21 protein-coding genes are annotated in these 23,770 nt (G+C 73.3%); 17 read left to right on the top strand and 4 right to left on the bottom strand.

The window, feature by feature from the left end; genetic code table 11:
* The first annotated feature begins 100 nt into the window (after nt 1-100).
* The 6 genes from OG276_RS40260 (at nt 101) to OG276_RS40285 (ending at nt 7,105) form a co-directional block, all read left to right on the top strand.
* On the top strand, nt 101-1,717 hold the full coding sequence (locus tag OG276_RS40260) for a hypothetical protein (protein ID WP_266914735.1): 1,617 nt from the start codon (nt 101-103) through the stop codon (nt 1,715-1,717).
* A 124-nt stretch (nt 1,718-1,841) separates the two neighbouring features.
* A complete protein-coding gene (locus tag OG276_RS40265) occupies nt 1,842-2,885 on the top strand; it encodes a DUF916 domain-containing protein (protein WP_266914737.1) in 1,044 nt (347 codons plus the stop codon).
* Complete coding sequence (locus OG276_RS40270) at nt 2,882-3,967, top strand: hypothetical protein (RefSeq protein WP_266914739.1); 1,086 nt, start codon at nt 2,882-2,884, stop codon at nt 3,965-3,967. Before OG276_RS40265 ends, OG276_RS40270 begins: the two co-directional genes overlap by 4 nt.
* Nucleotides 3,964-5,751 carry a hypothetical protein gene (locus OG276_RS40275; protein WP_266914741.1) on the top strand — a complete coding sequence of 596 codons (1,788 nt, stop codon included), beginning with the start codon at nt 3,964-3,966 and terminating at the stop codon, nt 5,749-5,751. The genes OG276_RS40270 and OG276_RS40275 overlap by 4 nt, the downstream gene beginning before the upstream one ends.
* Nucleotides 5,748-6,446, top strand: a complete 699-nt coding sequence (locus tag OG276_RS40280; protein ID WP_266914743.1) for a neocarzinostatin apoprotein domain-containing protein — start codon at nt 5,748-5,750, stop codon at nt 6,444-6,446. Before OG276_RS40275 ends, OG276_RS40280 begins: the two co-directional genes overlap by 4 nt.
* Nucleotides 6,443-7,105 carry a neocarzinostatin apoprotein domain-containing protein gene (locus OG276_RS40285; protein WP_266914745.1) on the top strand — a complete coding sequence of 221 codons (663 nt, stop codon included), beginning with the start codon at nt 6,443-6,445 and terminating at the stop codon, nt 7,103-7,105. The genes OG276_RS40280 and OG276_RS40285 overlap by 4 nt, the downstream gene beginning before the upstream one ends.
* Before the next feature lie 71 nt (nt 7,106-7,176).
* Here the strand turns inward: OG276_RS40285 and OG276_RS40290 are convergent, their stop codons facing one another.
* Both OG276_RS40290 and OG276_RS40295 read right to left on the bottom strand, forming a co-directional pair.
* Nucleotides 7,177-7,836 (bottom strand): isochorismatase family protein, encoded by a 660-nt coding sequence (locus OG276_RS40290; RefSeq protein ID WP_266914747.1) that lies wholly within the window; start codon nt 7,834-7,836, stop codon nt 7,177-7,179.
* 1 nt (nt 7,837) lies between these two features.
* Nucleotides 7,838-9,031 carry a CaiB/BaiF CoA-transferase family protein gene (locus OG276_RS40295; RefSeq protein WP_266914749.1) on the bottom strand — a complete coding sequence of 398 codons (1,194 nt, stop codon included), beginning with the start codon at nt 9,029-9,031 and terminating at the stop codon, nt 7,838-7,840.
* Nucleotides 9,032-9,095: 64 nt separating this feature from the next.
* On the opposite strand from OG276_RS40295, the gene OG276_RS40300 reads away from it, so the two are divergent.
* Nucleotides 9,096-10,046 (top strand): hydroxymethylglutaryl-CoA lyase, encoded by a 951-nt coding sequence (locus tag OG276_RS40300; RefSeq protein WP_266914751.1) that lies wholly within the window; start codon nt 9,096-9,098, stop codon nt 10,044-10,046.
* Nucleotides 10,047-10,048: 2 nt separating this feature from the next.
* On the top strand, nt 10,049-10,744 hold the full coding sequence (locus tag OG276_RS40305) for a hypothetical protein (protein WP_266914752.1): 696 nt from the start codon (nt 10,049-10,051) through the stop codon (nt 10,742-10,744).
* Between the two features lie 6 nt (nt 10,745-10,750).
* On the opposite strand, the gene OG276_RS40310 is transcribed toward OG276_RS40305, so the two are convergent.
* Nucleotides 10,751-11,539, bottom strand: a complete 789-nt coding sequence (locus OG276_RS40310) for an IclR family transcriptional regulator (protein ID WP_266914754.1) — start codon at nt 11,537-11,539, stop codon at nt 10,751-10,753.
* A 251-nt stretch (nt 11,540-11,790) separates the two neighbouring features.
* Between OG276_RS40310 and OG276_RS40315 the strand changes: the two genes are divergently transcribed.
* The 5 genes from OG276_RS40315 to OG276_RS40335 are packed head-to-tail and all read left to right on the top strand — an operon-like array spanning nt 11,791 to nt 18,571.
* A complete protein-coding gene (locus tag OG276_RS40315) occupies nt 11,791-13,074 on the top strand; it encodes a flavin reductase (RefSeq protein WP_266914756.1) in 1,284 nt (427 codons plus the stop codon).
* A 13-nt stretch (nt 13,075-13,087) separates the two neighbouring features.
* A complete protein-coding gene (locus OG276_RS40320) occupies nt 13,088-14,371 on the top strand; it encodes an acyl-CoA dehydrogenase family protein (protein WP_266914758.1) in 1,284 nt (427 codons plus the stop codon).
* Entirely contained in the window at nt 14,368-15,897 is a 1,530-nt protein-coding gene (locus OG276_RS40325) for an aldehyde dehydrogenase (RefSeq protein ID WP_266914760.1), read from the top strand. The genes OG276_RS40320 and OG276_RS40325 overlap by 4 nt, the downstream gene beginning before the upstream one ends.
* Nucleotides 15,894-17,090 (top strand): NAD(P)/FAD-dependent oxidoreductase, encoded by a 1,197-nt coding sequence (locus tag OG276_RS40330; RefSeq protein ID WP_266914762.1) that lies wholly within the window; start codon nt 15,894-15,896, stop codon nt 17,088-17,090. Before OG276_RS40325 ends, OG276_RS40330 begins: the two co-directional genes overlap by 4 nt.
* Nucleotides 17,091-17,128: 38 nt before the next feature.
* Nucleotides 17,129-18,571: an aldehyde dehydrogenase family protein gene (locus tag OG276_RS40335; RefSeq protein WP_266914764.1), complete on the top strand. Its 1,443-nt coding sequence runs from the start codon at nt 17,129-17,131 to the stop codon at nt 18,569-18,571.
* A 4-nt stretch (nt 18,572-18,575) separates the two neighbouring features.
* Here the strand turns inward: OG276_RS40335 and OG276_RS40340 are convergent, their stop codons facing one another.
* On the bottom strand, nt 18,576-18,860 hold the full coding sequence (locus OG276_RS40340; RefSeq protein WP_266914766.1) for a Dabb family protein: 285 nt from the start codon (nt 18,858-18,860) through the stop codon (nt 18,576-18,578).
* A gap of 106 nt (nt 18,861-18,966) precedes the next feature.
* On the opposite strand from OG276_RS40340, the gene OG276_RS40345 reads away from it, so the two are divergent.
* From OG276_RS40345 to OG276_RS40360, 4 genes are read left to right on the top strand one after another with little or no spacing between them, the layout of a single operon-like run.
* Nucleotides 18,967-20,712, top strand: a complete 1,746-nt coding sequence (locus OG276_RS40345) for a carbon-nitrogen hydrolase family protein (protein ID WP_266914768.1) — start codon at nt 18,967-18,969, stop codon at nt 20,710-20,712.
* 9 nt (nt 20,713-20,721) lie between these two features.
* Complete coding sequence (locus OG276_RS40350; protein WP_266914770.1) at nt 20,722-21,525, top strand: hypothetical protein; 804 nt, start codon at nt 20,722-20,724, stop codon at nt 21,523-21,525.
* Nucleotides 21,522-22,532 carry a hypothetical protein gene (locus OG276_RS40355; RefSeq protein ID WP_266914772.1) on the top strand — a complete coding sequence of 337 codons (1,011 nt, stop codon included), beginning with the start codon at nt 21,522-21,524 and terminating at the stop codon, nt 22,530-22,532. Before OG276_RS40350 ends, OG276_RS40355 begins: the two co-directional genes overlap by 4 nt.
* 49 nt (nt 22,533-22,581) lie before the next feature.
* Nucleotides 22,582-23,766 carry an aromatic ring-hydroxylating dioxygenase subunit alpha gene (locus tag OG276_RS40360; protein WP_266914774.1) on the top strand — a complete coding sequence of 395 codons (1,185 nt, stop codon included), beginning with the start codon at nt 22,582-22,584 and terminating at the stop codon, nt 23,764-23,766.
* The last annotated feature ends 4 nt before the right edge of the window (nt 23,767-23,770 follow it).

The following is a 23,770-nucleotide window of genomic DNA, read 5'->3' on the forward strand; positions in this document are numbered from 1 at the left end:
GACACGCCGAGTGGGCGACGGGCTGTATATGGGGACGCAAGCGAAACAAAGTTCCGTACAGGGAAACCCATCGGATCCCTTCGAGAGGAACCCACGGCTCATGCACCCTCAACTCGCAAGATCGACCCGGACCCGGACCCGGGGCGGTGCGACGCTCGCCGCACTCGTGGTCGCGGCGTCCGGCTCGCTGGTCCTCGCCGGTTCACCCGCCCACGCGGGCAGCGCGCCCGTGACGTACGACTGCGTCTTCAGTTCCTCCCATTCGCTCTTCACCACCACCGCCACCCTCACCGCCCCGGCCACCGCGGCGGCGGGTGAGAGCGTGGACGTCAAACTCAGCCTCGCCGACAAGGGCCCGGCCAACGGTCCCGTCGCGCTGCCCGCCAACAGCGTCGTCCCCTCGGCCAAGATCCTCGTCTCCGGGCAGGCACCGCTCACGCTCACCGCTCCGGCCTCGAACCCGGCGATCCCGGCCAAGGGCGAGATCCCCATACCCGATCTGACCGGCAAACTCACCGTCGCACAACCCGGCACGGTGACGCTGACACCCGACCAGCTGACGCTCGACATCCCGAGCTACGGCCTGTCCCTCGCCTGCACCCTGCAGGGCACCGCAACCGCCCTGCACACGCTGACCGTCACCCCGGCCGCGGGCAGCACCAACGCGGCCGTGACCGGCATCTCGGGCCGCCCGGCGTCGGACACCACCGGCGCCCGCCCCGGTGACGTCCTCACCATGGCCGGCGCGGGCTGGGATCCCGCGGCGCCGATCGGCACGGTCGAACTGTGCACCCTGGCCGGTACCGGATGCTCCGGCGCCGACCTCACGCCCGACCTGCGCGTCGGCTCCGACGGAAAACTGGCCGGCACGGTGACGGTCGGCGCCACGGCCGCCCCCGGGCCGCACCGCCTGAAGATCAGTCAGGGGTCGGCCTCCGCCTCCCTCGTCATCGGCGTCCTGGGCGCCCGTACGCTCCAGGTCACGCCCGGCGGCGGCGGACCGGGTACGAGTGCCACGGTCAACGGGGCCAGCTTCGACCCGGGCGACGAGGTCAGCGTCGTCACCCTGGACAAGGACGGCCGGCCGGTCGGCGGGGCGGGCCTCACCGCCCCCGTCGACGCGCGGGGCAACTTCACCGCCACGCTCGTACCGGCCGTGGGAGCCGTGAAGATCGTGGCGACGGAGAAGGACGGCGGCGACACCACCGAGACCGCGTGGGCGGGCAGTTCCAACGGGGGCGGCTCCGACCAGACGCTGAAGGTGGTCGTCAGCGGCGGCGCGCTCACCATGTCGGCCGAGCCCGGCGAAGTGATCCTCTCCCCGGTCACCGTGGACGGCACCGCCCACGACTCCACGGGAAGTGTGCGGGCCCTGGAGGTCAAGGACTTCCGGGGCACCACCGAAGGCTGGTCCCTCGTCGGAACGGTCACCGACTTCCGCAACTCCGCCGGAGCCGCGATTCCCGCCTCGCAGCTGTCCTGGACCCCGCAGTGCGCGGTCCACCCCGGGTCCGCCGCCGCCTCCGCCGTCGTCCCGGGCAGCGCCGGGCCGCTCAGCTCGACGACCGCGGCACCGCTGTGCAGCCAGGCGGCCGGCGCCGATCCCACCTCTGTCACGGGCGGGCACTTCGACGCGGGCGCGGGCCTCAGCCTGCGCGTCCCGGGGATCGTCCAGAGAGGCGAGTACGCGGCCGTACTGCGCCTGACCCTGTCCTGACCCTGTCCCGCACGTCGCGCACGTCCTGCACGTCCCGCACGTCCCGCACGTCCTGACCCTCCTTCGAGCAACGTCCCAGGTGGCGAGCTCCCGGCTCGCCACCTGGGACCGGCAAGAGCGGAACATGACAACACTACGCAGTGACCGACCGGCCGACCGGGCTCGCCGAGCAGCCGCCCGGGCCCTCGTCATCACGGCCTTCCGTGCCGTAGCGGCCTGCCTGGCCGCCCTGTCCGCCCTCGCGGTGGCAGGCGCGTCGCCCGCCACCGCCTCGGAAGCGGGGAGCTCCGGCACGGGGTCCTGGTCGGTGCAACCGGCGGGAACGGCCGGCCGGCCCGCGTTCGTCATGGACTCCGCGCCCGGCTCCGTAGTCAAGGACGCCGTCCGCGTCAGCAACCTGTCCGACGCCCCCCTCTCCTTCCAGGTGTACGGCTCGGACGCCTACAACACGCCCCGCGACGGCGCCCTCGCCTACCGCCAGGCCGGCGAGGCCCAGAGCGGCATCGGCGCCTGGATCACCCTCGGTACCAACGCACTCGTCATTCCGCCGGGCCGTGCCGCGGACATCCCCTTCACCGTGAACGTCCCGGGTGACGTCACCCCCGGCAGTCACATCGGCGGGATCGTCGCCCTCAACAACGCCGTCGAGGAAGCCGGCGGCGCGTCCGGCGTCGACGTGGGCATCCAGCGGGCCATAGCCGTCCGCATCCAGCTGACGGTCGAGGGACCGGTGACACCCGGACTCGCCGTCCGGTCGGTCCGGGTACACCACCACCCGTCGGGCGTCCCCTTCGCCGATGCGCGCACCACCCTCACCTACAAGGTCGTCAACACCGGCAATACGGCGCTGCGCCCCACCGTCTCGCCACGGCTCCAGGGACTCTTCGGTCTGCGGCACAGCTCCTTCGCCGAACGCACGCTCCCTCTGCTGCTGCCGGGGCAGAGTGCCGAGCTCAGCACCGACTGGCCGGGCGCCCCCGGCCTCGACTACCTGACCGCCACCGTGCGCGTCAGCGCGCCCGGCATGCCCGCGACGTCCGCGCAGAGCGGCCGGGTCGCGTTGTCCTGGCCCACGCTCGGGTCCGTCGGCGCCCTTCTCGCCGTCCTCGCGGTCGCCTTGGGCTGGATCCGCCGCGCGAAGCCCGGCCTCACCGGGAGGCCTCTATGACCCCCCGTCCGGCGTGGGCCTTGCGCTGCACACTGGCCGGCGTCCTCCTCCTGCTCGTGGCAGCGGTCCTGCCGGTCGTGGGGGGCGCCCCCGCGACTGCCGTGTCCGGGCCGAGCATCACCGTGGAAGCCGTCCAGGTCTCCCCCGGCCGGCCGGTCCGAGCCGTCGGCTCGGGCTGGCAGCCGGGCACGACCGTCCAGGTGGAGATCTGCGGAGGCGGGGCGCTGCGCGGCAGTGCCGACTGCGACACCCTGCGGGCGGCGGTTTCCCTGGTGGCCGCCGACGGCACCTTCCGCCTGACCCTCATCGCGGGCGTGCCTCCCCGCGCGTGTCCCTGTCTGCTGCGGGCGATGGCCGGCCAGGGCGGAGCGCGCGCCCAGACCCCGATCGGCGTTTCCGGCGCCCCCGAAGGGGCGCCGCCCGGCGCGCCCGCCCCAGCCGTCCGGGTCGATGTCGTCGAGGCCGCACTGTCCGGTGGGCCCCGGTTCGCCGAGCTCTTCGGCGCACCGGCCCACCGGACCTTGACGGTTACCCTGCGCAACCCCGGTGACCAGCCGCTGGGACGAGCGCCGCTGATCATCGCCTGGGGGCCCGGTGGCACCGCTGACCTCCCGGTGGGCACACCGCTGACGGCGGAGATTCCGGCGCGCGCGGAGCGGAGCTACCGGATCCCCGTCCGGCTTCCGGCCGCCGCGTTCGGGCGCTACTCCGTCGGCGGGCGCTACGCCTCGGCGGAGTTCTCCGTCGCCACCGACGTGTACCCCTGGGGGCTGCTCGGCCTCGCCTTCCTCGCAGTCCTGCTGACCGTGTTCACGGCTGCCGTAGCCGTCCGCCGCGGCGTCGAGCGCCGCCGGACCCGGCGGCCGGTGCCGGCGCCCGCGGTGCCGCTTCCCGCCTTCGTCCCGGTGGACAGCCTCTCCGGTGTACTCGCTGACGGCGCGGGCGATGGTGAACACCCCGGGCTGGTGAACACCCGTGCGCTGGTCCGCGAGGTGGCCGGGGAGCCCGCACTCGTGAACTTTCCCGCGCTGCGGGCGCTCGCCGCCGCGCTGCGGCCCTCACCTCCAGGAGGAGAGCGATGATGGGCTTCCCCACCGTCACCCGCCCGCGCCCGGACCTGTACGCGGGAGCCGCCGCCGGGCTCGCCCTCGGCGTGTACGTCACGTCGGCGCCGCTGCTGGGAGGGCCCGTCGGGATGCCCGGCGAGGCCGTCCGCTACCTCCTCTTCACGGGCACGCTGCTCGCCGCCGGGACGGGCGCGGTGTTCCGGCGCCGGGGCCGCGCACGTCCGTACGGTGCCAGGTGGTCCGCGCGGTGGGCGGTGGCGGCCTGTGTCCTGGCCGCCGCCGCCCCACTGACCGGCTCGCCCATGGTGTTCGCGTCCTTGCTGGTCGTGGCCGCCGGTCTCGCTGGCGGGGCCCTGGGCCTCTACCGCCCGAACCACGCATGGCACGCGGCCTGTCTGGCGGGCGCCGGGGCAGCAGGTGCCGGGGCGGCTCGCTCGGCGCAGAGCCCGCACGTGGCCTGTGCCCTGATGTGCGCGCTCGCCGCGCTGCTGCTGATTCCGGCCTGCCGGCCGGCCGCGCCGGACGACGCCGGACAGTCTCCCCCGCTTCGTGGACCCGCCGGCGCCGTGGGGGCGGCCGTGTTCGGTTCCCTGTTCGCCGTGTCGAGCCTCGTGGTCTTCCGGTGGGAACTGCTGGGCGCCGCGGGCGTCCGGCCGCTCGCCCACGCGGCGCTGCTCGCGGCGGCGCTGACGTCCGCCCTCGCGGTGGCGGGCCGACGTGGACCGGCCGGCGGAACCGCCCTTCGTACGCTGCTGTTACCGGCGGGACTGACGGCAGCCGTCACGGCGTGCGCGAGCGCGGCCCGGCCCGGGCAGCTCACCCTCGCGCTGGCGGCGGTGCTCACCTGCGGGGCCGCCGCGGCCGTCGGCGGTCGAGCACCGGTGACGCGGTCCGCGGGCCTTCCCATCGCCTCGCTGCTCGGCGGGGCTGCCGCGATGACCGCAATCGCCTTTTCCGGCCGGCTCCTGGGTGGCCCGGACACACTGACCGCCATCGGCATGGCGCCGGTCATGGCGGCTCTGCTGCCGTGGGTCCGCCGTGGGCGCCGACGAGGGGCCGCGCCGGACGAGGACGACCGCAGGAGCGAGCGCCATGCCCTCACCGCACGCGGCCTCGTCGTACGCGGGGCCGGAAGGGCGCCGGTACGAGGTCTCGACCTGGCCCTGCCTCCGGGCGCAATCACGTACCTGACCGACGCCCTCCCCGGCCGACGGGCGGGCTCCGTACTGGCGGTGCTGGCCGGCGTGCGCAAGGCCGACGGCGGGACCTGGCGGCTCCGCGGCCATGACGTCTCCCGGGTCGGTCCCGAGGCCCGGTGGGACTTGGGGCTCTCCGCGTTCGTCGACCCGGCCGATGCCACCCGGCCGGGCGCACTGCCTCCAGGGCACCCCGCGGGCTCCGTGACGGACGCGGTGGCGGCCGCCACCGGTCGTCTGGGCCACGAGCGGGCGGCGGAGCTGACGGCGGCGGCGCACGCGGCCTTCCCGTTCCTCTTGGCCAAGGGACCGGCCTCCTGCGCGAGCCTCGGCACCGACGAGCGGTGTCTGCTCGGGCTCGCCCAGACGTTCATGACCCAGCCGGCCGTGCTCCTCCTGGACCTGACCGGGGCCGGCTGCGAACAGCTCGCCACCGATCCCGCGGTCACGGCCGTACTGGGCCACATCACCGACCGGGGAACAGCGGTCCTGGTCGCCGCCCCTGCCTCACAGCCCGTCCCCGGGCAGCGGACCATCGTGCTCCGTGTGCCCGCCGGCTCCGGAACGACCTTCTTGCGACGGAACAGAAAGGCCAGCCCGTGAAGACCTCGACGAAGAGCCGGAACCGCCGGGTGGCCCTCGCGGCAACCGCGGCGCTCACCCTTCCCGGATGGAGCCCTGCCGCGGCCACGGCAGCCGCAGCCGATGCCGATCCGGTCGCGACGGTACGGGTCTCCGCCGCGACCGGACTGACCGAGGGCCGGCAGATCACCGTCGAAGGCACGGGGTTTCGCGCCGGACTGACCTCGGTCGCCGTCGGGCTGTGCAAGAAGGGCTACACCGGCAACAAGGACTGTGACCTGGGCGGCGGAGCACAGCTGGTGACCATCGGACCCGACGGTTCGCTGCCGCGGGTCACCCTCACCGTGCACACCCGGGTCGCGGGTGTCGACTGCCGCACCACACCCTGTGTGGTCGGCGTCGCGCCGCTGCCTTCCGGAACCCCGCCCGCGCTGATCGCGGCCAACAGCGTCCAGATCGCTGTGGGTTTCGAGGGCGGGACCGTCCAGGGCGAGCCCTCCGCCACGGGTCGGGCCGCGCCCGCGGCGTCCGCCGCCTCCCCCGGCGGCACACACGTCGACGCCTGGAGCGGGCCGTCGGCCCCGGTGTGGTCGCTGTCCCTCGGCCTGGCCGTCGTCAGCCTCGTACTCGGTGCGCTCTCCCTCGTCCAGGGCCGCCGGGGGGCGGCTCCTGGTGAACCCCCGCAACCCCCGTCCACTGCAGGAGGAAACGAATGACATCACTACGGAGCATCCGCCGCGCGGGCACGCTGGCCGCGGTCACGGCCCTGGTCGCCATGTCGGCGGGGCCGGCCGCCGCTGCCGGAACGCTGACGGTCGGCAAGTCGTCCGGGCTCGCCGTGGGAGACAAGGTCACGGTGTCGGCCAAGGGGCTGAGCCCGAACCAGGGCTTCGCGCCGATCGGTCTGTGCAAGCCGAAGCCGGCGGGTCCAACGGACTGCGAGACCTCGCCCGATTCCTCGGTCATCGGAAAGACCGACGCGTCCGGGGTGTGGCACAGCGCGGCGAACGGCGCGGACAGCGTCCAGATCACGGTCAAGGCAACGGCCGGTGGGGCGAATTGCGCGGCCAAGGCGGGCAACTGCGTCATCGCGGTGTCCATCTCCGCGACGAAGGAACTGGTCGAAGTTCCCCTGACCCTCTCGGCCGGTGGTTCCGGCCCGAGCAGCCCGGCGCCCTCGAGCCCGGCGCCCACCGCGGCTGGTGGAACCACCACGGGCGGTGGAACCTCCACGGCGTCCGGGGGTGGCACGGCGGGTTCGCTGCCGCAGACCGGATCCACCGACGGCCTGCCGGTGGCCGCCCTGCTGGGCGGCACGCTGTTCCTGTTCGGCGGCTGCGCACTGGTGTTGTTGCGTCGCGGCAGACGCGTCTGACCAGCGGCCGCGAAAGCCGGGCCCGGACCGAAGCGACTCGCTGTCCGCGACCGGGCCGGGCCCGACGGCCGTCAGGGCCTTCCGGGCCGCTGGTGGACCGGGTCACCCAGGCGCCGGCAGGCCGACACCACGTCGACCACGTCGGCGTACTTGGAGTCGAGGTCGAAGAGATTGCTCTCGTGGGGGCCGGGGTCGCGGTCGGCCACCGCGTCGCGGACGACGATGGGGCGCAGCCCGTGCTGGAGCGCGTCCAGGGCCGTGGCCCGTACGCAGCCGCTGGTGGAGAAGCCGCCGATGACGACGGTGTCCACGCCGAGGACCTTCAGGACGTCGGACAGCCTGGTGCCGAAGAAGGCACTCGGGTAGTGCTTGTGGATCACCACCTCGCCCGGTTCGGGGGCGCAGTGCGGCGTGAAGGCCGCGTGCGGACTGCCCGCGCGGAAGGCGTCGAGGCTGGGCACCTTGCGGGCGAAGTGCGGTGCGTCGGCGCCCGGTTCGGCGTCGTAGTGGACAGCGGTGAAGACGACGGGGAACTGTGATCGGCGGGCGGCCCGGGCGAGGTGCGCCATGGCGTGCAGGGCCCGCTGCGCCGTGTCCAGGTAGAGGCGGCTGCCGGGGTCCGCGTAGGCCTGGACCGGGTCGACGAGGAGGACGGCCGGGTGTTCGCCCCAGCCGATGCGGCAGCCGAAGCCGGCGGCCTCGTAGTCATCGGCGAGGGGCCTGCCGGCCATGTCAGATCACTCCGTCCGCGGCGAGCTTGTCGCGTTCCGCAGCGGTCAGACCGAGGAGTTCGCCGTAGATGTCGTCGTTGTGGGCGCCGAGTTCCGGGCCCACCCAGCGGATGCTGCCGGGGGTGGCGGAGAGCTTCGGGACGACGTTCTGCATGGGGATCTCGCCGAAGTCGGGGTGCGGGAGGCGGACGATGGCGTTGCGGGCGGCGAAGTGCGGGTCGGTGAGCATGTCGGAGGCGGTGAAGGTCTTGCCCGCCGGCACTCCCGCCGCGTGGAGGGCGCCGAGCAGGGTGTGCGCGTCGTGGCCCGCGGTCCAGGTGGTGATGAGGTCGTCGAGCTCGCCCTGGTGCGCTCCGCGCGCGGTGTGGGTGGCGTACTTGGGGTCTTCCGCGAGGTCGGTGCGGTCCATCACTTCGGTGAGGCGACGGAAGACGGTGTCCTGGTTGGCGGCGATGAGGACGGCGGCTCCGTCGGCGGTGGGATAGACGTTGCTGGGGGCGACGTTGGGGAGGACGGGGCCGGTGCGTTCGCGCTGGTAGCCGCCGACCTCCCATTCGGGGAGGAGGGACTCCATGAAGGCGAGGACGGCTTCGTAGAGGGCGGAGTCGACGATCTGCCCGCTTCCGGTGCGCGTCCGGGCGTGCAGCGCCATGACCGCGCCGTAGGCGGCCATGGTGCCGGCGAGGGCGTCTCCGAGCGAAATGCCTGCGCGGGACGGGGGGCGGTCCGGTTCACCGGTGATGTGGCGGATGCCGCCCATCGCTTCACCGATGGAACCGAAGCCGGCCCGGGGCGCGTAGGGGCCGTTCTGTCCGTAGCCGGTGACGCGGACCATGACCAGGCCGGGGTTGATGGCGCTGAGCTCGTCGAAGCCGAGGCCCCACCGTTCGAGGGTTCCGGGGCGGAAGTTCTCGACGAGTACGTCGGCGTGGGCCACGAGTCGGCGGACGAGGTCCTGCCCCTCCTCCCGGCGGAGGTTGCAGGTGACGGACTTCTTGTTGCGTGCGACGACGGGCCACCAGAGGGACTTGCCGTAGGGGCGCTCGCGTCCCCATTGACGCATGGGGTCGCCTCGACCGGGGTCTTCGAGCTTGATGATCTCGGCGCCGTGGTCGCCGAGGAGTTGGCCGCAGAAGGGACCGGCAAGCAGGGTGCCGGTCTCGATGACACGGATGTCGGAGAGGGGTCCAGTCATGCCGCGAGTGTAAGTTTGGGAAACACTGTTTCGCTAGAGGAATCGACGCGGCAGAATGCGTTTCATGGACAACCCCTTGGCGGCAGTGCCGCTCACCGGACCCGGCGTGGTGGAAGTCGCCCCGCGTGACGGGCTGCAGAACGAGGCGCGCGCCTTGTCCCCGGCGCAGCGCGTGGCCCTGATCGAGCGGGCCGTCGCCGCCGGCGCGCGGCGGGTGGAGGCCGTGGCCTTCGTACACCCGGACCGGGTACCGCAGATGGCGGGGGCGGAGGAGGTGATGAGCCTGCTGCGGCGCCCTGACGGTGTGCGCTACAGCGGCCTGGTGCTCAACGCACGCGGTATGGACCGGGCCTGCGCGAGCGGCGTGGACGAGGTCAACTACGTGGTGGTGGCGAGTGATTCCTTCTCACGGCGCAACCAAGGCGTGGGAACGCGCGAGGCGTTGGCCGCGTGGGAGGGCATCGCCTCCCGCGCCCACACGGAGGGGATCGGCCGCTCGCTGACCATCGCGGCCGCCTTCGGCTGCCCCTTCGAGGGAGAGACCCCGCAGGCCACGGTGGCCGAACTGGCCCGGATCGGCGTGGAGACGGGAGCCGAGGAGATCGTCCTCGCCGACACCATCGGCGTGGGTGCCCCCGACGCCGTGACCCGGCTTCTCGACGCGGTGCGCGAGCAGAACCCCGGAGTGGCCCTGCGCTGCCACTTCCACAACACGCGCAATACCGGCTACGCGAACGCGGTCGCCGCCGCCGCGGCCGGCGCGGCCTGGCTCGATTCCTCGCTCGGCGGGATCGGCGGCTGCCCGTTCGCGCCCGCCGCCACCGGAAACATCGCGACCGAGGACCTAGTCTACCTGCTGCGCCGGATGGGCCTGGAACCAGGCATCGACCTGGAGTCGGCCGCGGCGACGGGCACCTGGCTGGGGACCGTCCTCGGCATCGAAGTACCGGCTCTCCTGGGCCGGGCCGGGCCGTTCCCCGCGTCAGGGCGTACGGGCGACCGGGGGGAGGAGTAGCCATGGGAGCGCATGCGCACGGATGGTGGATCCTGCTGCACATCGTGCTGTTCGTCTTCTGGGTGGGCGGGGACCTCGGCGTCTACGTGTCCAGCCGGTACGTCCTGAAGCCCGGCCTGCCCTTCGCCGCCCGGTCGACCGCGCTTTCGATCATGAGCGTGCTGGATCTCGGGCCGAAGATCTGCCTGGTGCTGATCCTGCCGAGCGGCATCACCCTCATGGCGATGGAGCCCCACGGGGCAGAGGGTCTGCTCAACGGCTGGACCGCCACGGCGACCTGGGTGTTCGCCGCCCTCTGGCTGTGGCTGACGGTGCGCGACCATCATCATCCGGGCCGCCACCCCCGGATACGCCAGGCGGACTGGTCGGTACGCATCCTCCTCACCGCCTCGCTGTGGGCCGTCGGGCTCTACACCGCGCTGGCGGCCGAGCCGTTCGGAGTGGACACCAACCCCCGCTGGCTGGGGGCCAAGGTGCTGCTGTACGCGACGGCGATCGCCTGCGGGCTGGGCATCCGGCTGACGCTGCGCCCGTTCGGGGCTGCCTTCTCGGCGCTGGCCGGTGCCGGCAGCACCGAGGAGGTGGAGCGGGCACTGCGCCGGGCGGTCAACGGATGCGTCCCGTACGTGGCAGGGATCTGGACGTGCGTCCTGGCCGCCGCGGCGCTGGGCGTGTTCAAGCCCGGGGCGCACCTCTGAGCCGGGTCAGCTGACGCCGGGACGGTATCCGAACTCTGCCGAGAGGCGCTCCACGCTGGCCATCAGGAGCGGAGCGCACTCGGTCAGGCGCGACTTGAAGCGCGACTGCGGGCCGGCCAGGCTGACCACCGCGATGACGTGACCGTCGTGGCCGAAGACGGGTGCGGCGAGCGAGGCGGAACCGCTCTGCCGCTCCCCCACGGACATGGCGTAGCCGCGCCGCTTGATGGAGGACAGTTCCTTGCGCATGCGCTCGGGATCGGTGATGGTCCGGTCGGTGATCGCGTCGAGGGCGTGGCGCTCGAGGTAGGTGTCGACCTCGCTGTCGGGCAGGAAGGCGAGGAAGGCCTTGGAGGAGCTGCCCGCGTGCAGGGGCAGCGGGATCCCGAGGGCGACCTCCATGCGCAGTTCCTGTTCCGGGACGACCTGGTCGACGTAGAGCCTGGTGTCGCCGCGGCGGATGGAAAGGGTGGCGGTCTCGCCGCACTGGGCGGCGAGACGGCGCAGTTCGGGCGCCGCGAGGACCCGCAGGTCCGTACGGGCCAGGTAGGCGCGTCCGAGGGAGATGGCGGCGGGGCCGAGAGCGTAGCGACGCGTGACGGGATCCGTGATGATCAGCTCGCGGGAGCGCAGAGCCGTGAGGATGCGGTGGACGGCGGCCTTGGTGATGTCGAGTTCCTGGGCGATCTCGGTGACGCCGAGGTCGGGGCGGCCGCTGCGGCCGAACATCAGCAGCACGTCCATGGCTCGCTCGACGGCGGCGATGGACCTGCTGCTGCTCGTCTCCTCAGTCACGGGTGTCCTTCTGCGCGTTGGGTTCGGGGCGCGGCCTGGCCGTTCCACGACGTGGCGAAAGCATAACGCCGATTTCCCCATGGGAAACAGTGGGTTCGCGAGCGCCGATTTCGTTGACACCCCGAAGGAGCCGTCGTTACGCTGATGGAGACAGTGTTCCACTAAGGGAAACAATGACATGCGGGGGTGCGATGGCCGTCGTCATCGATGAGACGACCTTCCGTCAAGTACTGTCCCGGTGGCCCAGCGGCGTGGGGATCGTGACCACGGCCGGCGAAGACGGCTGGCACGGCATGACGGCGAGCTCGTTCAGCAGCGTCAGCCTCGCACCGCCTCTCGTCCTGGTCTGCCTGGACCAGAGGATTCGCTCCCACGATCTCCTCCTGCGCAACGGCGTGTTCGCCGTCAACGTCCTCGGCCGGGACCACCTCGCCCTGGGCCGCAGGTTCGCGGGCATGGAGCCAGGCGTCACCGACCGCTTCGCGTCGGGAGACTGGCTCCCCGGCGCCACCGGCAGCCCCGTGCTCACGGACTCGGCCGCATGGGTCGACTGCCGCGTGCTGCACCGCTACCCCGGCGGCGACCACACCATCTTCCTCGGCGAGGTGGTGGCGGCGGGAGTACCGCGCATCACCTCTCCGCTGCTGTTCCACTCGCGCTCCTGGGGCCAGCTCGCCGATCCGCTTCCCGACCGGGTCGATCTGGCCGACTCCGGGCTGACCGACTCCGGGCTGACCGGCTCCGGGCTGGCCGGTGCGGCCGCGGGGCCCCGGGACGCCCGCCTGACCCAGGTACTGCGACGGGCAGGCATCAGGGTGCGCCTCGGGCACCTCGGCGGCGAACGCGGACAAGGTGCCGCGGCCGAGGGCGGGGGCGACGGCCTCGGCTGCACCTCGGTCCACGTCGCCGACGCCGCGGCGGCCGTCCGCGCGGCCGCAGCCGGCTCGCCCGCGGTCGAGCTCACCATCACGGCGGACGGCCACGGCACCGCCGCCGCCGACACGGTCCGGGCGATACGCGGGGCCGGGCATCCGGACACCCTTGTCGTGGCCCGGGTACGCGATGCGCTGCAGCCGGGGCTGGCCCGGGCCTGCCTGCTGACGGTGCAGCGGCTGGCCGCCGCCGGCTGCGGTGAGATCGTCCTCGAAGAGCCGGCCGAGGGCTGCCACGACACGGACGGCGCCTCGCCCCTGGAGCTGCGCCGGCTGCTCCAGGACGCGATCCCCGAGGCGGGCCCGGTCCCCCTGCGCCTCGCGTTGCGCGACCACCACGGCCTCGGCCTGGTCAACGCCCTGACCGGGATGAAGAGCGGGGTCCGCTGCTTCGACACCCACTTCGGCGGCCACGGCGGCCTGTTGTCCACCGAACGGCTGGTGCTGCTCTGCTCCCGCATGAACGTGGCCGCCCCACTCGACATCGCGGCCCTGCGCGCCCTGCGCGGCGGACCGGGCGTCCTGCGCAGGCAGCAGCGCCCGGCACCCGTGCCCCACTCCCCTGCCCAGACGGTCTCCTCCCGTGTCCCGGAATCCCAGTAAGGAGTCACCGCCGATGACCACGCACCAGCTCACGGGCGCGCAGCTCGTCGACCGTATGACGGCCGCCGAGCGGGCCCGCGCCGAGCGCGTCGAATCCGTGCTGCCCGCCCTTCGCGAGGCGGCCGAGGAGGCCGACGCGAAGGCCGCCTTCCCGGCGGGCCACACCGCGCTGCTGAGGGAGGCGGGGCTGCTCGGCCTCGTCGTACCCGAGGAGTTCGGCGGTCTCGGCGGAGGTCTGCGCGACCTCGCGGCGGCCACCTTCGCCATGGGGACGGCCTGCCCGTCCACGGCGCTCGCCTTCTTCTTCCACAACACCAGCGCCTCGCGCGGTCTCCTGCCCCTGGAGGCCATCCGCGCGGGCCTGTTCACCAAGGAGGAGATCCCGGTCGTCACGGCCTTCGCCGAGCGCGTGCTGACGACGATGGCGGGGGGCTCCTGGCTCGCCAACTTCGCCAGCGAGTCCGTCAAGAGCTCGGCGGCGAACATCTCCATCGCGACCACCGCCACGCGCGGCGAGGGCGGCTGGGTCCTGTCCGGTGAGAAGTCCTTCGGCTGCGCCACCGGAGTCGCCGACCTCTATCTGGTCACCGCCCGGCTCGACAAGACGACGACCGCGGACGGGCTGGCCATGTTCCTCGTCCCGCGGGACGAGGCCGGGGTCTCCTCCCGCCCGCCGTGGAACGGGCTCGGCATGCGCGGCAGTGCCAACCACGGCATCCGGCTCGACGAGGTCTTCGTGGCCGACCGGGACGCGCTGACCGTGCCGGGGGCCTTCACCCGCATGCTGCAGGTGAGCCGCGGCAGCTTCGTCGGCAACCAGCTCGCCATCGCCGCCGTCTACACCGGCGCGGCGCAGGCCGCGTACGACTACACGCTCGGCCAGTTGACGCGCAAGACCTTCGCCGACACGGGCAGGCCCATCGCCTCCTCGCCCATGCACCAGGTCCTCATCGGCGAGATGACGCAGAACCTGGCGACCGCCTACCAGTGGCTGCGGCGCCAGCTGGAACTGGAGACCTCCGAGCCGCCCATCAGACCCAAGTCCGAGGTCTTCAGCCAGTGGCGGCTGGGCAAGGGTGCGGTCACCGAAGCCTGCTTCGCCGTCGCTCTCGGCGCCCTGAAGGCATCGGGTACCTCCGAAGCACGCCTGGACGGAGTCATCGGCCGGACCCTGCGCGACCTGGCCATGGGACTGGTCATGACCTTCCCCGCGGAGCGCGGTCGGCTGGAGGCGGCGAAGATCGCCACCGAGGCCCAGGAGAACGCGCTGTTCGCGACCTTGGGGGAAACCCAGTGACCTCCCCGAGCCGTCTTCCCGAGGCTGCCGGCCACGACGTCCCGCTGCCGGTCACGAGCGACTTCGTCAACGGCGTGTGGCGGCCGTGCACGGTGCGCCTCGGCTTCGATCTGGAGAACCCCGACACGGGCGAGCAGGTCCGCCCGGCATTCGGCAGCGCCGCCGACCGCATCGACGCGGCGCTGACGGCGGCGGCCGCACTGCACCGTTCGGGTGCGTGGGCCGGTCTCCCGGACGAGGAGCGAGCCGACGCGCTGGAGGCCGCGGCCGCGGCCGTCGAGCAGGCCGCGGAGCGCATCGTGACGGTGGAGGCCTTCGGCACCGGCGTGCCGCTCACCCAGACCGCCGGGCTGGGCGTCATCCTCTCCGGGGCCTTCCGGATCGCGGCCGCCCAGTTGCGCGGCGGACTGCTGGAACGCACGGCCACCGCCCCGGGCGGCCGCCCCGTGCGCGTACGGCGCGCCGCGCTCGGACCGGCCCTGTGCGTGCTCCCCTACAACGCCCCGGCGCCCATGGCGGCCCACAAGGCGGCCAGCGCGCTCGCCGCGGGCTGCCCGGTCGTCATCAAGGCGCCCGAACTCGTGCCGTACGGAACCCAGTTGCTGGTGGAGGCCGCCGCGCGGGGGCTGGCGGCGGCGGGAGCACCCCCAGCCGTCCTGCAACTGCTGCACGGGGACGCCGGGACGGGGGCCCTCCTCGTGTCCGACGAGCGCATCCGGGTCGTCTCCTTCACCGGCGGCACCGAGGCCGGCCGGAAGATCGGCGCCGCCTGCGGCCTGGCGCTCAAGCCCGCCCAACTGGAACTGGGCGGCAACAATCCGCTCCTCGTGCTGCCGGGCGCCGACCCCGAGGTCGCCGGGCGGATGGCCGCCGAACTGCTCACCACCCTCAACGGTCAGTGGTGCCGGGCGATGGGCAGGCTCGTCCTGCCCGCGGAGCTGGCACAGGACGTCCTGGATGCCACCGGCCGCGAACTCGCCGCGCTGCGGGCGGGCGACCCGCTGCTCGCCGGCACCGGCTACGGACCACTGGCGCACTCCCGCCACCACGCCGCACTGAGCGCGGGTGTGAAGGCCCTGACCTCGGCCGGCGCCACGGCACACGCCTGGACCGGGATACCGGAGCGCGGCAGCTTCTTCACCCCGCTGCTGATCACCGGGGCCGCCGAGGAGTCCACCCGTCGCGAGCTGTTCGGCCCCGTGGCCGCCGTACACACCTACGACCGGGAGGAAGAAGCCCTCTACCTGGCCAATTCCACCGGCTACGGGCTCGAGGGGTACGTGTGCGCCGCCGACCCCGATGACGGGTTGCGCGTGGCCGCCGGCATCTCCGCCGGGGAGGTCAAGGTGAACGGCTCCTCGGTGATGAGCCTGCATCTGGACACGCCCCGTCCGGCCTGGGGCCTGTCGGGTCTGGTGGACGAGGGAGGGGCCGAGACGCTGCTGCACTTCACCGGTACCCGGGTGACGGGCGTGGAGGCGGGCTTCGCCCTGCACACGGCACGCGGGCACGGGGAGCAGCGGTGACGGCCTCCCCGAAGGCACCTCCCGCCGACCGGGTGCTGGTGGTGGGGGCGGGCCCGGTCGGCCTGACGGCCGCGCTGGTTCTGGCGCGGCAAGGAGTGCCCGTCACCGTCCTCGAGGCGGGGTCGGAGCTCGCGGCCGAGTCGCGTGCCTCCACGTTCCATCCGCCCACGCTGGAGATGCTCACCGCACTGGGTGTGGGGGACGCACTGCTCGCGCGCGGTCTGGTGGCGGACTCCTTCCAGTTCCGTGACCGGCACGAGGGGGCCCTGGCGACGCTGGACCTGTCGCTCCTGGCCGCGGACACCCGTTTTCCGTTCCGGCTCCAGTGCGAGCAGAACAAGCTGACGCCCCTCCTCCTGGACGCGCTGGAACGCTTCCCGGGCACCGAGGTGCGCTTCGGGGCGCGCGTGGCCGGAGTGGAGCGGACCTCCCGGGGCATCTACGCGGTGCTCGGCGACGGGAGCCGGGTTCAGGGGTCCTGGCTCGTGGGCGCCGACGGGGCGCACTCCGCCGTACGGCAGTCGGTCGGCGCCGAGTTCCACGGGATGACCTACCCGGAGCGGTTCCTCGTCGCCTCGCTGGACGAGGATCCGGGGACCGTGCTGCACGATCTGGCTCCCATCGCCTACGTGCTGGATCCCGACGAGTGGATGGTGCTGCTGCGGACCCCCGACCACTGGCGGGTCCTGCTGCCCACCCCGGAGGGCACGTCCGATGCGGCCGAGCTGCTGCGGCTGCCCCGCAGGCTGCTCGACATCACGAGGGACGTACGGGGGCCGGCCATCGCCCATGCCAGCCTCTACCGCGTCCACCAGAGGGTGGCCGGCACCTTCCGCAGCGGACGGGTCCTGCTGTGCGGCGACGCCGCACACGTCAACAATCCGCTGGGCGGCATGGGCATGAACAGCGGCATCCACGACGCGGTCCTGATCGGCCGCGCTCTGGCGGACCTCCTGACGGGCGAGGGGTCCGAGGACGAGCTCACCGACTGCGCCGAGGCACGCCGCGCCTGCGCACTGCGCTACGTCGGGGCGGAAACGCACGCGAACTGGACGCGGCTGCGCACCCGGGATCCGGCGGAGCGGGCCCGGCTCGTGGCGGAGCTGCGGGCCACGGCGGCGGATCCCGTGGCGGCCCGGCGGTCGCTGCTGCGCAGCTCGATGATCGATTCGCTGCGCGGTGTCCGGTGGTAGCGGCGCCGCGGGCGGACGGGAGCGGGCCGGACATCACCGTGGCCGATCCGGCCTTCACCTCCCGCACCGTGGGAAGCGTCCGGTCCCACACGGCGGCGGAGGTGGACTCCGCTGTGGCGGCCGCGTCCACCGCGGCGCCCGGCTGGTCCGGTACGTCCGCGGTGGCCAGGGCCGCGGCGCTGGCCAGGATCGCCGACGGCCTCGAAGCCGCGGCGGCGGAGCTCTCGGAGCTGCTCGCGCGGGAGTCCGGAAAGCCGCTCGCGGACTGCCGGGGAGAGGTGGGGTACGCGTGTGCGGTGCTGCGCTGGTACGCCGCCGAGGCCCCGCGGCTGCTGGCGCCGCACGTGGTCGATGACACCCGGGGCCGGCTGGAGCGGCGGTACCGGCCGTTCGGGGTGGTGGCCGCGCTGACCCCGTGGAACGCCCCCGTGATCCTGACCGCCGTGAAGCTCGCCCCCGCCCTCGCCGCGGGCAACACCGTGGTCGTCAAACCTTCGCCGTTGGCCCCTCTGGCCGTCTCCGCCTTCCTGGAAGGCGCGGCCCGGGAGCTCCCCGAGGGTGTGGTCCGGGTGTGCCACGGACACGCCGAGGTCGCGTTGCGGCTGGCGGGTCACGGGGAGGTGGGCAAGCTCTCGTTCACCGGCGGGGCAGTGGCCGGCCGCGCGGTCGGCGCGGCGGCCGCCGCGGCGCTGACGCCGACCACGATGGAGCTCGGCGGCAACGATGCCGCGGTGCTGCTGGACGACGCCCCGCTGACCGAGGCGGACATGGACCGGCTGGTCATGGCGAGCTTCGCCACGGCCGGTCAGGTGTGCATGGCCGCCAAGCGGGTCTATGTGCCGCGGGCCCGGCTGGGGCAGTTCGTGGAGCGCTATGTGGCGGCGGCCGCCCGGGTGCTGCGGCTCGGCGACCCCCTGGCCCCGGGTACCACGGTGGGGCCGGTGATCTCCGCACGGGCCGCGGTCCGCGTCCGCGGCCTGATCCGCGACGCCCGGAAGCGCGGCGGCAGCGCCGTCGAGCTGGGGACCGTACAGCCCGGCCTGGATGTGGAGGGTGGGCATTTCGTGCGACCGACGCTGCTGCTGGGGCTGCGGGAGGATGCCCCTCTGGTGTGCGAGGAGCAGTTCGGACCGGCGCTTCCGGTGCTGGCGTACGAGGGCGTCGACGAGCTCGTGGAGCGCGTCAACGCGGGGCCGTACGGTCTGGCGGCATCCGTGTGGAGCGCCGACGAGACACGGGCCTTCGAGCTGGCGGCGCGGCTGGACGCCGGCTTCCGCTTCGTCAACACCCACAACCGGACGGGGATGGCGCTGCGGGCCGCTTTCGGCGGGGTCAAGGGCAGTGGGCACGGCCGCGAGTACGGGGCCGAGGGCTTGATGGAGTACGTGCAACCGGTGCTCTCTCACGCACCCGCCGCCTTCCGGGCGGGGGGCGCGGGCATGGCTCCGGGCGCCTATCCGGGCGGTGGTCCGGGGACCTGAGGCCTCAGGGCTCCAGGTGGTCGACCACGGCACGGTCGGCGAGCAACGGGCCCAGCCACGAGGCCAGTCGACGGTGTTCGGGGTGGCTCTGGTAGGCGACGAGTTCCCCGGCGTCCGCGTGGCGGGTCGTGAGGACGAGGTCGTACGAGAGGTCCGAGCCGGTGACGTCGAGGCCGACGCTCAGGGACCGGATCTGCGGCACGGAGCCGTCCAGACGCCGCAACCGTTCGGCTGCCTCGGGGGCATGGGCGGGATCGGTGAACCGCATGAGAACTACGTGCACCAGCACGGCATTTGCTCCTTCCGGTCGACGACTTCTCCCCCTGTCGCGGGAGGGCTCGGCGAGTGTATGTTCGGGAAACACTGTTCCGCTAGAGGAACCAATGGAGTTCGCCATGGACGAAGCGCGCACGTTCCGTGTCGCGGCTGCCCAGTTCGAAGTGGGCCGGGACCGCAAGGCCAATCTGGCCGCCTGTGTCAGGGCGATCGACGCCGCAGCGGAGCAGGGCGCGATTCTCGTGGTCCTGCCGGAGTTCTGCAATCACCTTTCCTGGTACGACGACCGCGAGCAGGCCCTCACGGCCGCGTGCCGGCCGGAGGACGACTTCCTGGCGCCTGTGGCGGAACGCGCCGCGCACCACGGCATCTACGTCAAACTGCACGTCACCCTGGCCTCCGGGGTTCCGGGAGCCGAGCGCATCACGGCCGCGAGCCTGCTCTACGGGCCGGACGGCGTGCTGGCCGGGGCGGCGGACAAGCAGGTCCTGATGGGCAGCGAGAACGACCACCTGGACCCCGCCGCCGATGTCGGCCCCGTCATCGACACCGCTCTGGGTCCGGTGGGCCTGTACTCCTGCATGGAGGGGGTCATCCACGAGGTGTGCCGCGGACTCGCCCTGCGCGGCGCCCACGTACTGCTCAACAGCCTCAACTCCTTCGCCCTGGACGAGGCCGCGCTGCACATCCCGGTGCGCGCCGCGGAGAACAAGGTGTGGGTGATCGCGGCCAACAAGGTGGGCCCGCTGCTCCCGGCGGACCGGATCGGCACGATCAGTGCCGCCATGGGGGTGCCGCCCGAGGCCCTCGACGGTGCGGGCGAAAGTCAGATCGTCGCCCCCGACGGAAGGGTCGTCGCCAAGGGGCCTCGGCGGGGGGAGGCCCTGGTGGTCGCCGACATCCGGCCGGCCGACGCCGCCGACAAGCGTCGCCGGGACGGCACCGACGCGTTCGCGGTGCGCCGGCCCGCGCTCTACTTGCCGATCGCCTCCCCGCCCACCCCCGCCCCCGCCTTCGCCGGGTCCCGCGCCGAAGAGGTCGTGGCCGCGGTCGTCCGGCCCGCCGGCAGCGGCCGCCCGGCCGTCGAGGACGCCGCGCGGCTGGTCCGTCTGGCCGCGGGACAGGGGGCGCGCCTGATCGTGCTGCCCGAACTCTTCTGGCACGCGGGTGGCGTCCTGCCCGATCGGCAGCGCCCGGACCCGCAGGACGCCCAGGACGTTCTCGGGACCCTGCGCACCTCCCTGGAGGGCAGCGGCGCACACCTCGCCTTCACCCTCCCCCTGCCTACGGGCCACGCCGGCGTGCTGCTCGACCGGCACGGCCCGGTGCTGACGCAGCACCAGCTGCATGACGGCGTCCGCCACCGGGGCTGGGCCCGGGCGGGCACGGCACCGGCGCTGCTCACCCACGACACACCATGGGGTCGCGTCGCGGTCGTCCTGGGCGACGACTCCGTCCACCCGGAAATCCTGCGCCTCGCCGCGCTCCGGGGAGTCGACACCGTGGCCGTCTGCCTCGGTGCGACCGAGCCCTGGGAGCCGGCCCTCGGCCTGCCCGAACGGGCGGCGGAGAACCGGATGAATCTCGTGGCCGCGGGCCACGGCTGCGGCGCCCTGCACGCGCTGCCGGTGGAGTTCGGCCTGTGGCGCTCCCGCGACGCCGCCTTCGACGGCACCATCAGCACGCCCGCCAGCACCCCGGCGGGCCCCGGCCTGACCCTCGCTCCCGTCCGCCCCCGCCAGGCCGAGAAGCGCCTGGTCTCGCGCGGGACGGACCTGGTCGACGGCCGCCCCTGGAAGCTGCTGGGCGCCCTGGTGGCGCCCCGGCCCTCCGCCCCCGTAGCGCACCCCCGCCCCGGTCAGTGAAGGAGTGACGTGTCAGAGACACTCAAGGCCGTACAGGACATGACGGACGAGGCTCCCGTCACCGATGTGACCGAGACCTTCGTCCAGTGGCAGGACCTGCTGAACGAGCTCAAGGCGAAGATCGCCGCCCGCTTCGAGCTGAACCCCGATCCGTCCACCGGGGAGTTGGAATCCTTCGGTGCGGACGACGGCCCACGGGGTTCACTGGCCGGTTTCAGCGGCCCCGAGGTCGACTGGATGATCCACTCCTGGGTCGGGGACCCCGAGCACGGCTTCGTCAACCTCCACCTCACCGTCTGGCTGGGACCGCAGGTCCGCGTCCCCCACCTGGGCCTCGCCCTGCTGTGCTGGCCGGGCGGCTGGTTCTACCTCGACTCCGTGCCCCGTACCAGCCTGGTGGCCGACGGAGACTACTACGACCGCTACTACGCCCCCGCGGAGGAGGAGTGGCTCGCGGTGCGCGAGGAGTACGAGGACCTTTCGTGGTTCACCAGCCGCAGCGGCTTCATCCGGGGCAGCCTCTCCCCCACCGCGTACTGCTACTCGATGCCCCGCGACGAGCGGCACGTCGAGTTGGTGCGGCGCCTGATGCACCAGCAGGTCGACCGCTGGCTGACCTGGGTGGACGCTGCGGAGCCGGTACCGGCTGACGAGCGGGATGCGCTGGCCGCCGCCGACCTGGCGATCCGCCGCAACATCGTGGAGCGCGACCCGGCGAACGTGATGGCCGTCCGGTACTTCGGCCATCAGGTCACCGACCGGCTGGTGCGTGCGCTGTGGGGCGGCGACCGCGTCCTGCCGAGGCCCTCGTGAAGCAGGTCCGCTCCCTGTGGTGGGCCTGCCGGGTCCCCGGCCTCGAGGAGCCCTTCGACACCGCGCACCTGAGGGTCTTCCATCCGGCCCGGGCCACCGGCTCCGCCGCCGAGCGGCTCACCGGCGTGGTGGCGGCCGATGCCGAGTACGGCCCGTTCCCGGTCGTGCTCCTGCTGCCCGGGATCAACGTGCCCGCCGACTCCTACCGGTGGCTCGCGGTACTGCTGGCGGCCCGGGGCTTCGTCGCGGTGACGCCCGAGCTGGTCGGAGAGCTGTTCGGCGGGAGCCACGGGGTGACGCCGGGCATCGATCTGGAGGCCTGCGGTCCGGGCACCTACGGCACCCGTGCGACGACTCCGCTGATCGGCGCGGTGCTCACCGCCCTGGCCGAACTCGCCCCGGGCTCTCCCTTGGCGGGGCTCCTGGACACGGAGCGGGTGGTCGTGGGCGGCCACTCGGCCGGCGGCACCGTGGCCCTGCAATCCGCCGCCCACGTGCCGGGCCTGCGCGGTGTCTTCACCTACGGCGCCCACACGCTGGTGGCCTCGGCCCTCGGCCATCCGCCGGGCACCGTCCTGCCGATCGGGGGTGACGTGCCCGTCCTGCTGATGTCCGGCGAGGACGACGGTGTGATCGCCGCGAGTGCGGACCGCTACGCGGCCACGGCGGATGCGGGCAGGGGCGCCGGCCCCGCGGACGCGAGCACCGACCCCGTCGCCCGCACCTTCCACGACGCCCTGGGCGACCGCGGCGGCGCGCACGCCTGGGTCAAGGTCGCCGGGGCCGGCCATTTCACGCTCTGCGACCCCGTGGACCCGACGAGCGCCCGGGGCTTCCTGGAGACGCCGGGAGCGGGTGAAGGCGACGCGCGCGCCCTCATCGGGCTCCTCGTCGCGGCCTTCTGCGCGGCGGCCCTGCCGGAGCGGCGGCCCCCGGCGGACACCCGGGCGTACGGGGCGCTGCTGTCGCCGCCGCACCCGGGGCTGGTCTCCGTACTGCGCCGCTGATCTCCGCCCCTTCTTGCCGAACCGTCATGAACCGCGAGGTGCCCCACCGATGCTGAAGAACTTCTGGTACGCGGTCGAGTTCTCCGACCGTGTCGTCCGCAAGCCCCTGAAGGCCGTCTGTCTCGGCCAGTCCCTCGTCCTGTACCGCACCGCGGCCGGCCTGCCGGTCGCGCTCTCCGACCTGTGCGCGCACCGCGGGGCCGCCCTGTCCGCCGGCACCCTCAAGGACGACTGCGTGGTGTGTCCCTACCACGGCTGGCGCTTCGACCCCGAGGGCACGTGCACCACCATTCCCGCCAACCAGCCCGGCCGGGGCATCCCTAGGAAGGCGCGGGTGGACTCGTACCCCGTCCAGGAGCGGTACGGCTTCGTCTGGGTGTTCCTGGGCGATCTTCCCGAGGAGGAGAGGCCGCCGATCCCCCTCTGGCCGGAGTTCGACGACCTGGTCCAGGACGGCGGCCGGTTCAAGGCGGTGACCGGCGAGTACCTCTGGCACTCCAACTACGAGCGGATCCTGGAGAACGGCTGCGACATCGCGCACACCCCCTTCGTGCACGCGGGAGCCTTCGGCAACCCGGACCGGCCGGAGGTGGAGGAATACACGGTCGAGCAGCCGGACGAGTGGTCCGCCTTCGCCACCGTGGCTCTCAACCCGCCGGCCGCCAGGGGCTTGTGGAGCAAGCTGTACACGGACCGCCGCTCGCAGGGCAAGGACCGGCCGCCGGTGGTGACCACCGCCGGCTGGATGCTGCCCAACCTGATCAAACTGCACGTACGGCTGCCCCTCGGCAACATGATCATCTACGACACCAACATTCCCGTCGACGAGACCACCACCCTGGTGAAGTGGGTGGCGCTGCGCGACTTCTTCACCGGTGACTGGGCCGACGGCAACGCCCGCAAGCGGGTCCTGGGGATCTTCGACCAGGACGCCCCGGTCGTGGACGGAACCCGTCCCGAACTGCTGCCGGCCGACCTCGGCGCCGAGCTGCACCTGCGCTCGGACATGATCTCCGTCGCCTACCGACGGCGCCGCCAGGAGCTCGCCGCGAAGGGATGGGCGGTGAGCGACGCCGATCGCATCATCGGCGATGTCCCGGCGCGCAGCGCCACCGTGATCGCCTCCCCGGGCCGGCGCGCCGTACCCGAGCTGGCACGCGCCTGGGAACAGAAGGCCCAGGGGTTCCACCCGACCGTCGAAGGGGCGCAGTCCCCGGCCAGTGAGAAGGAGTAGGCAC

Origin of the sequence: Streptomyces sp. NBC_00086 (assembly GCF_026343255.1) — a bacterium.
In the GTDB taxonomy this organism is placed as follows: domain Bacteria; phylum Actinomycetota; class Actinomycetes; order Streptomycetales; family Streptomycetaceae; genus Streptomyces.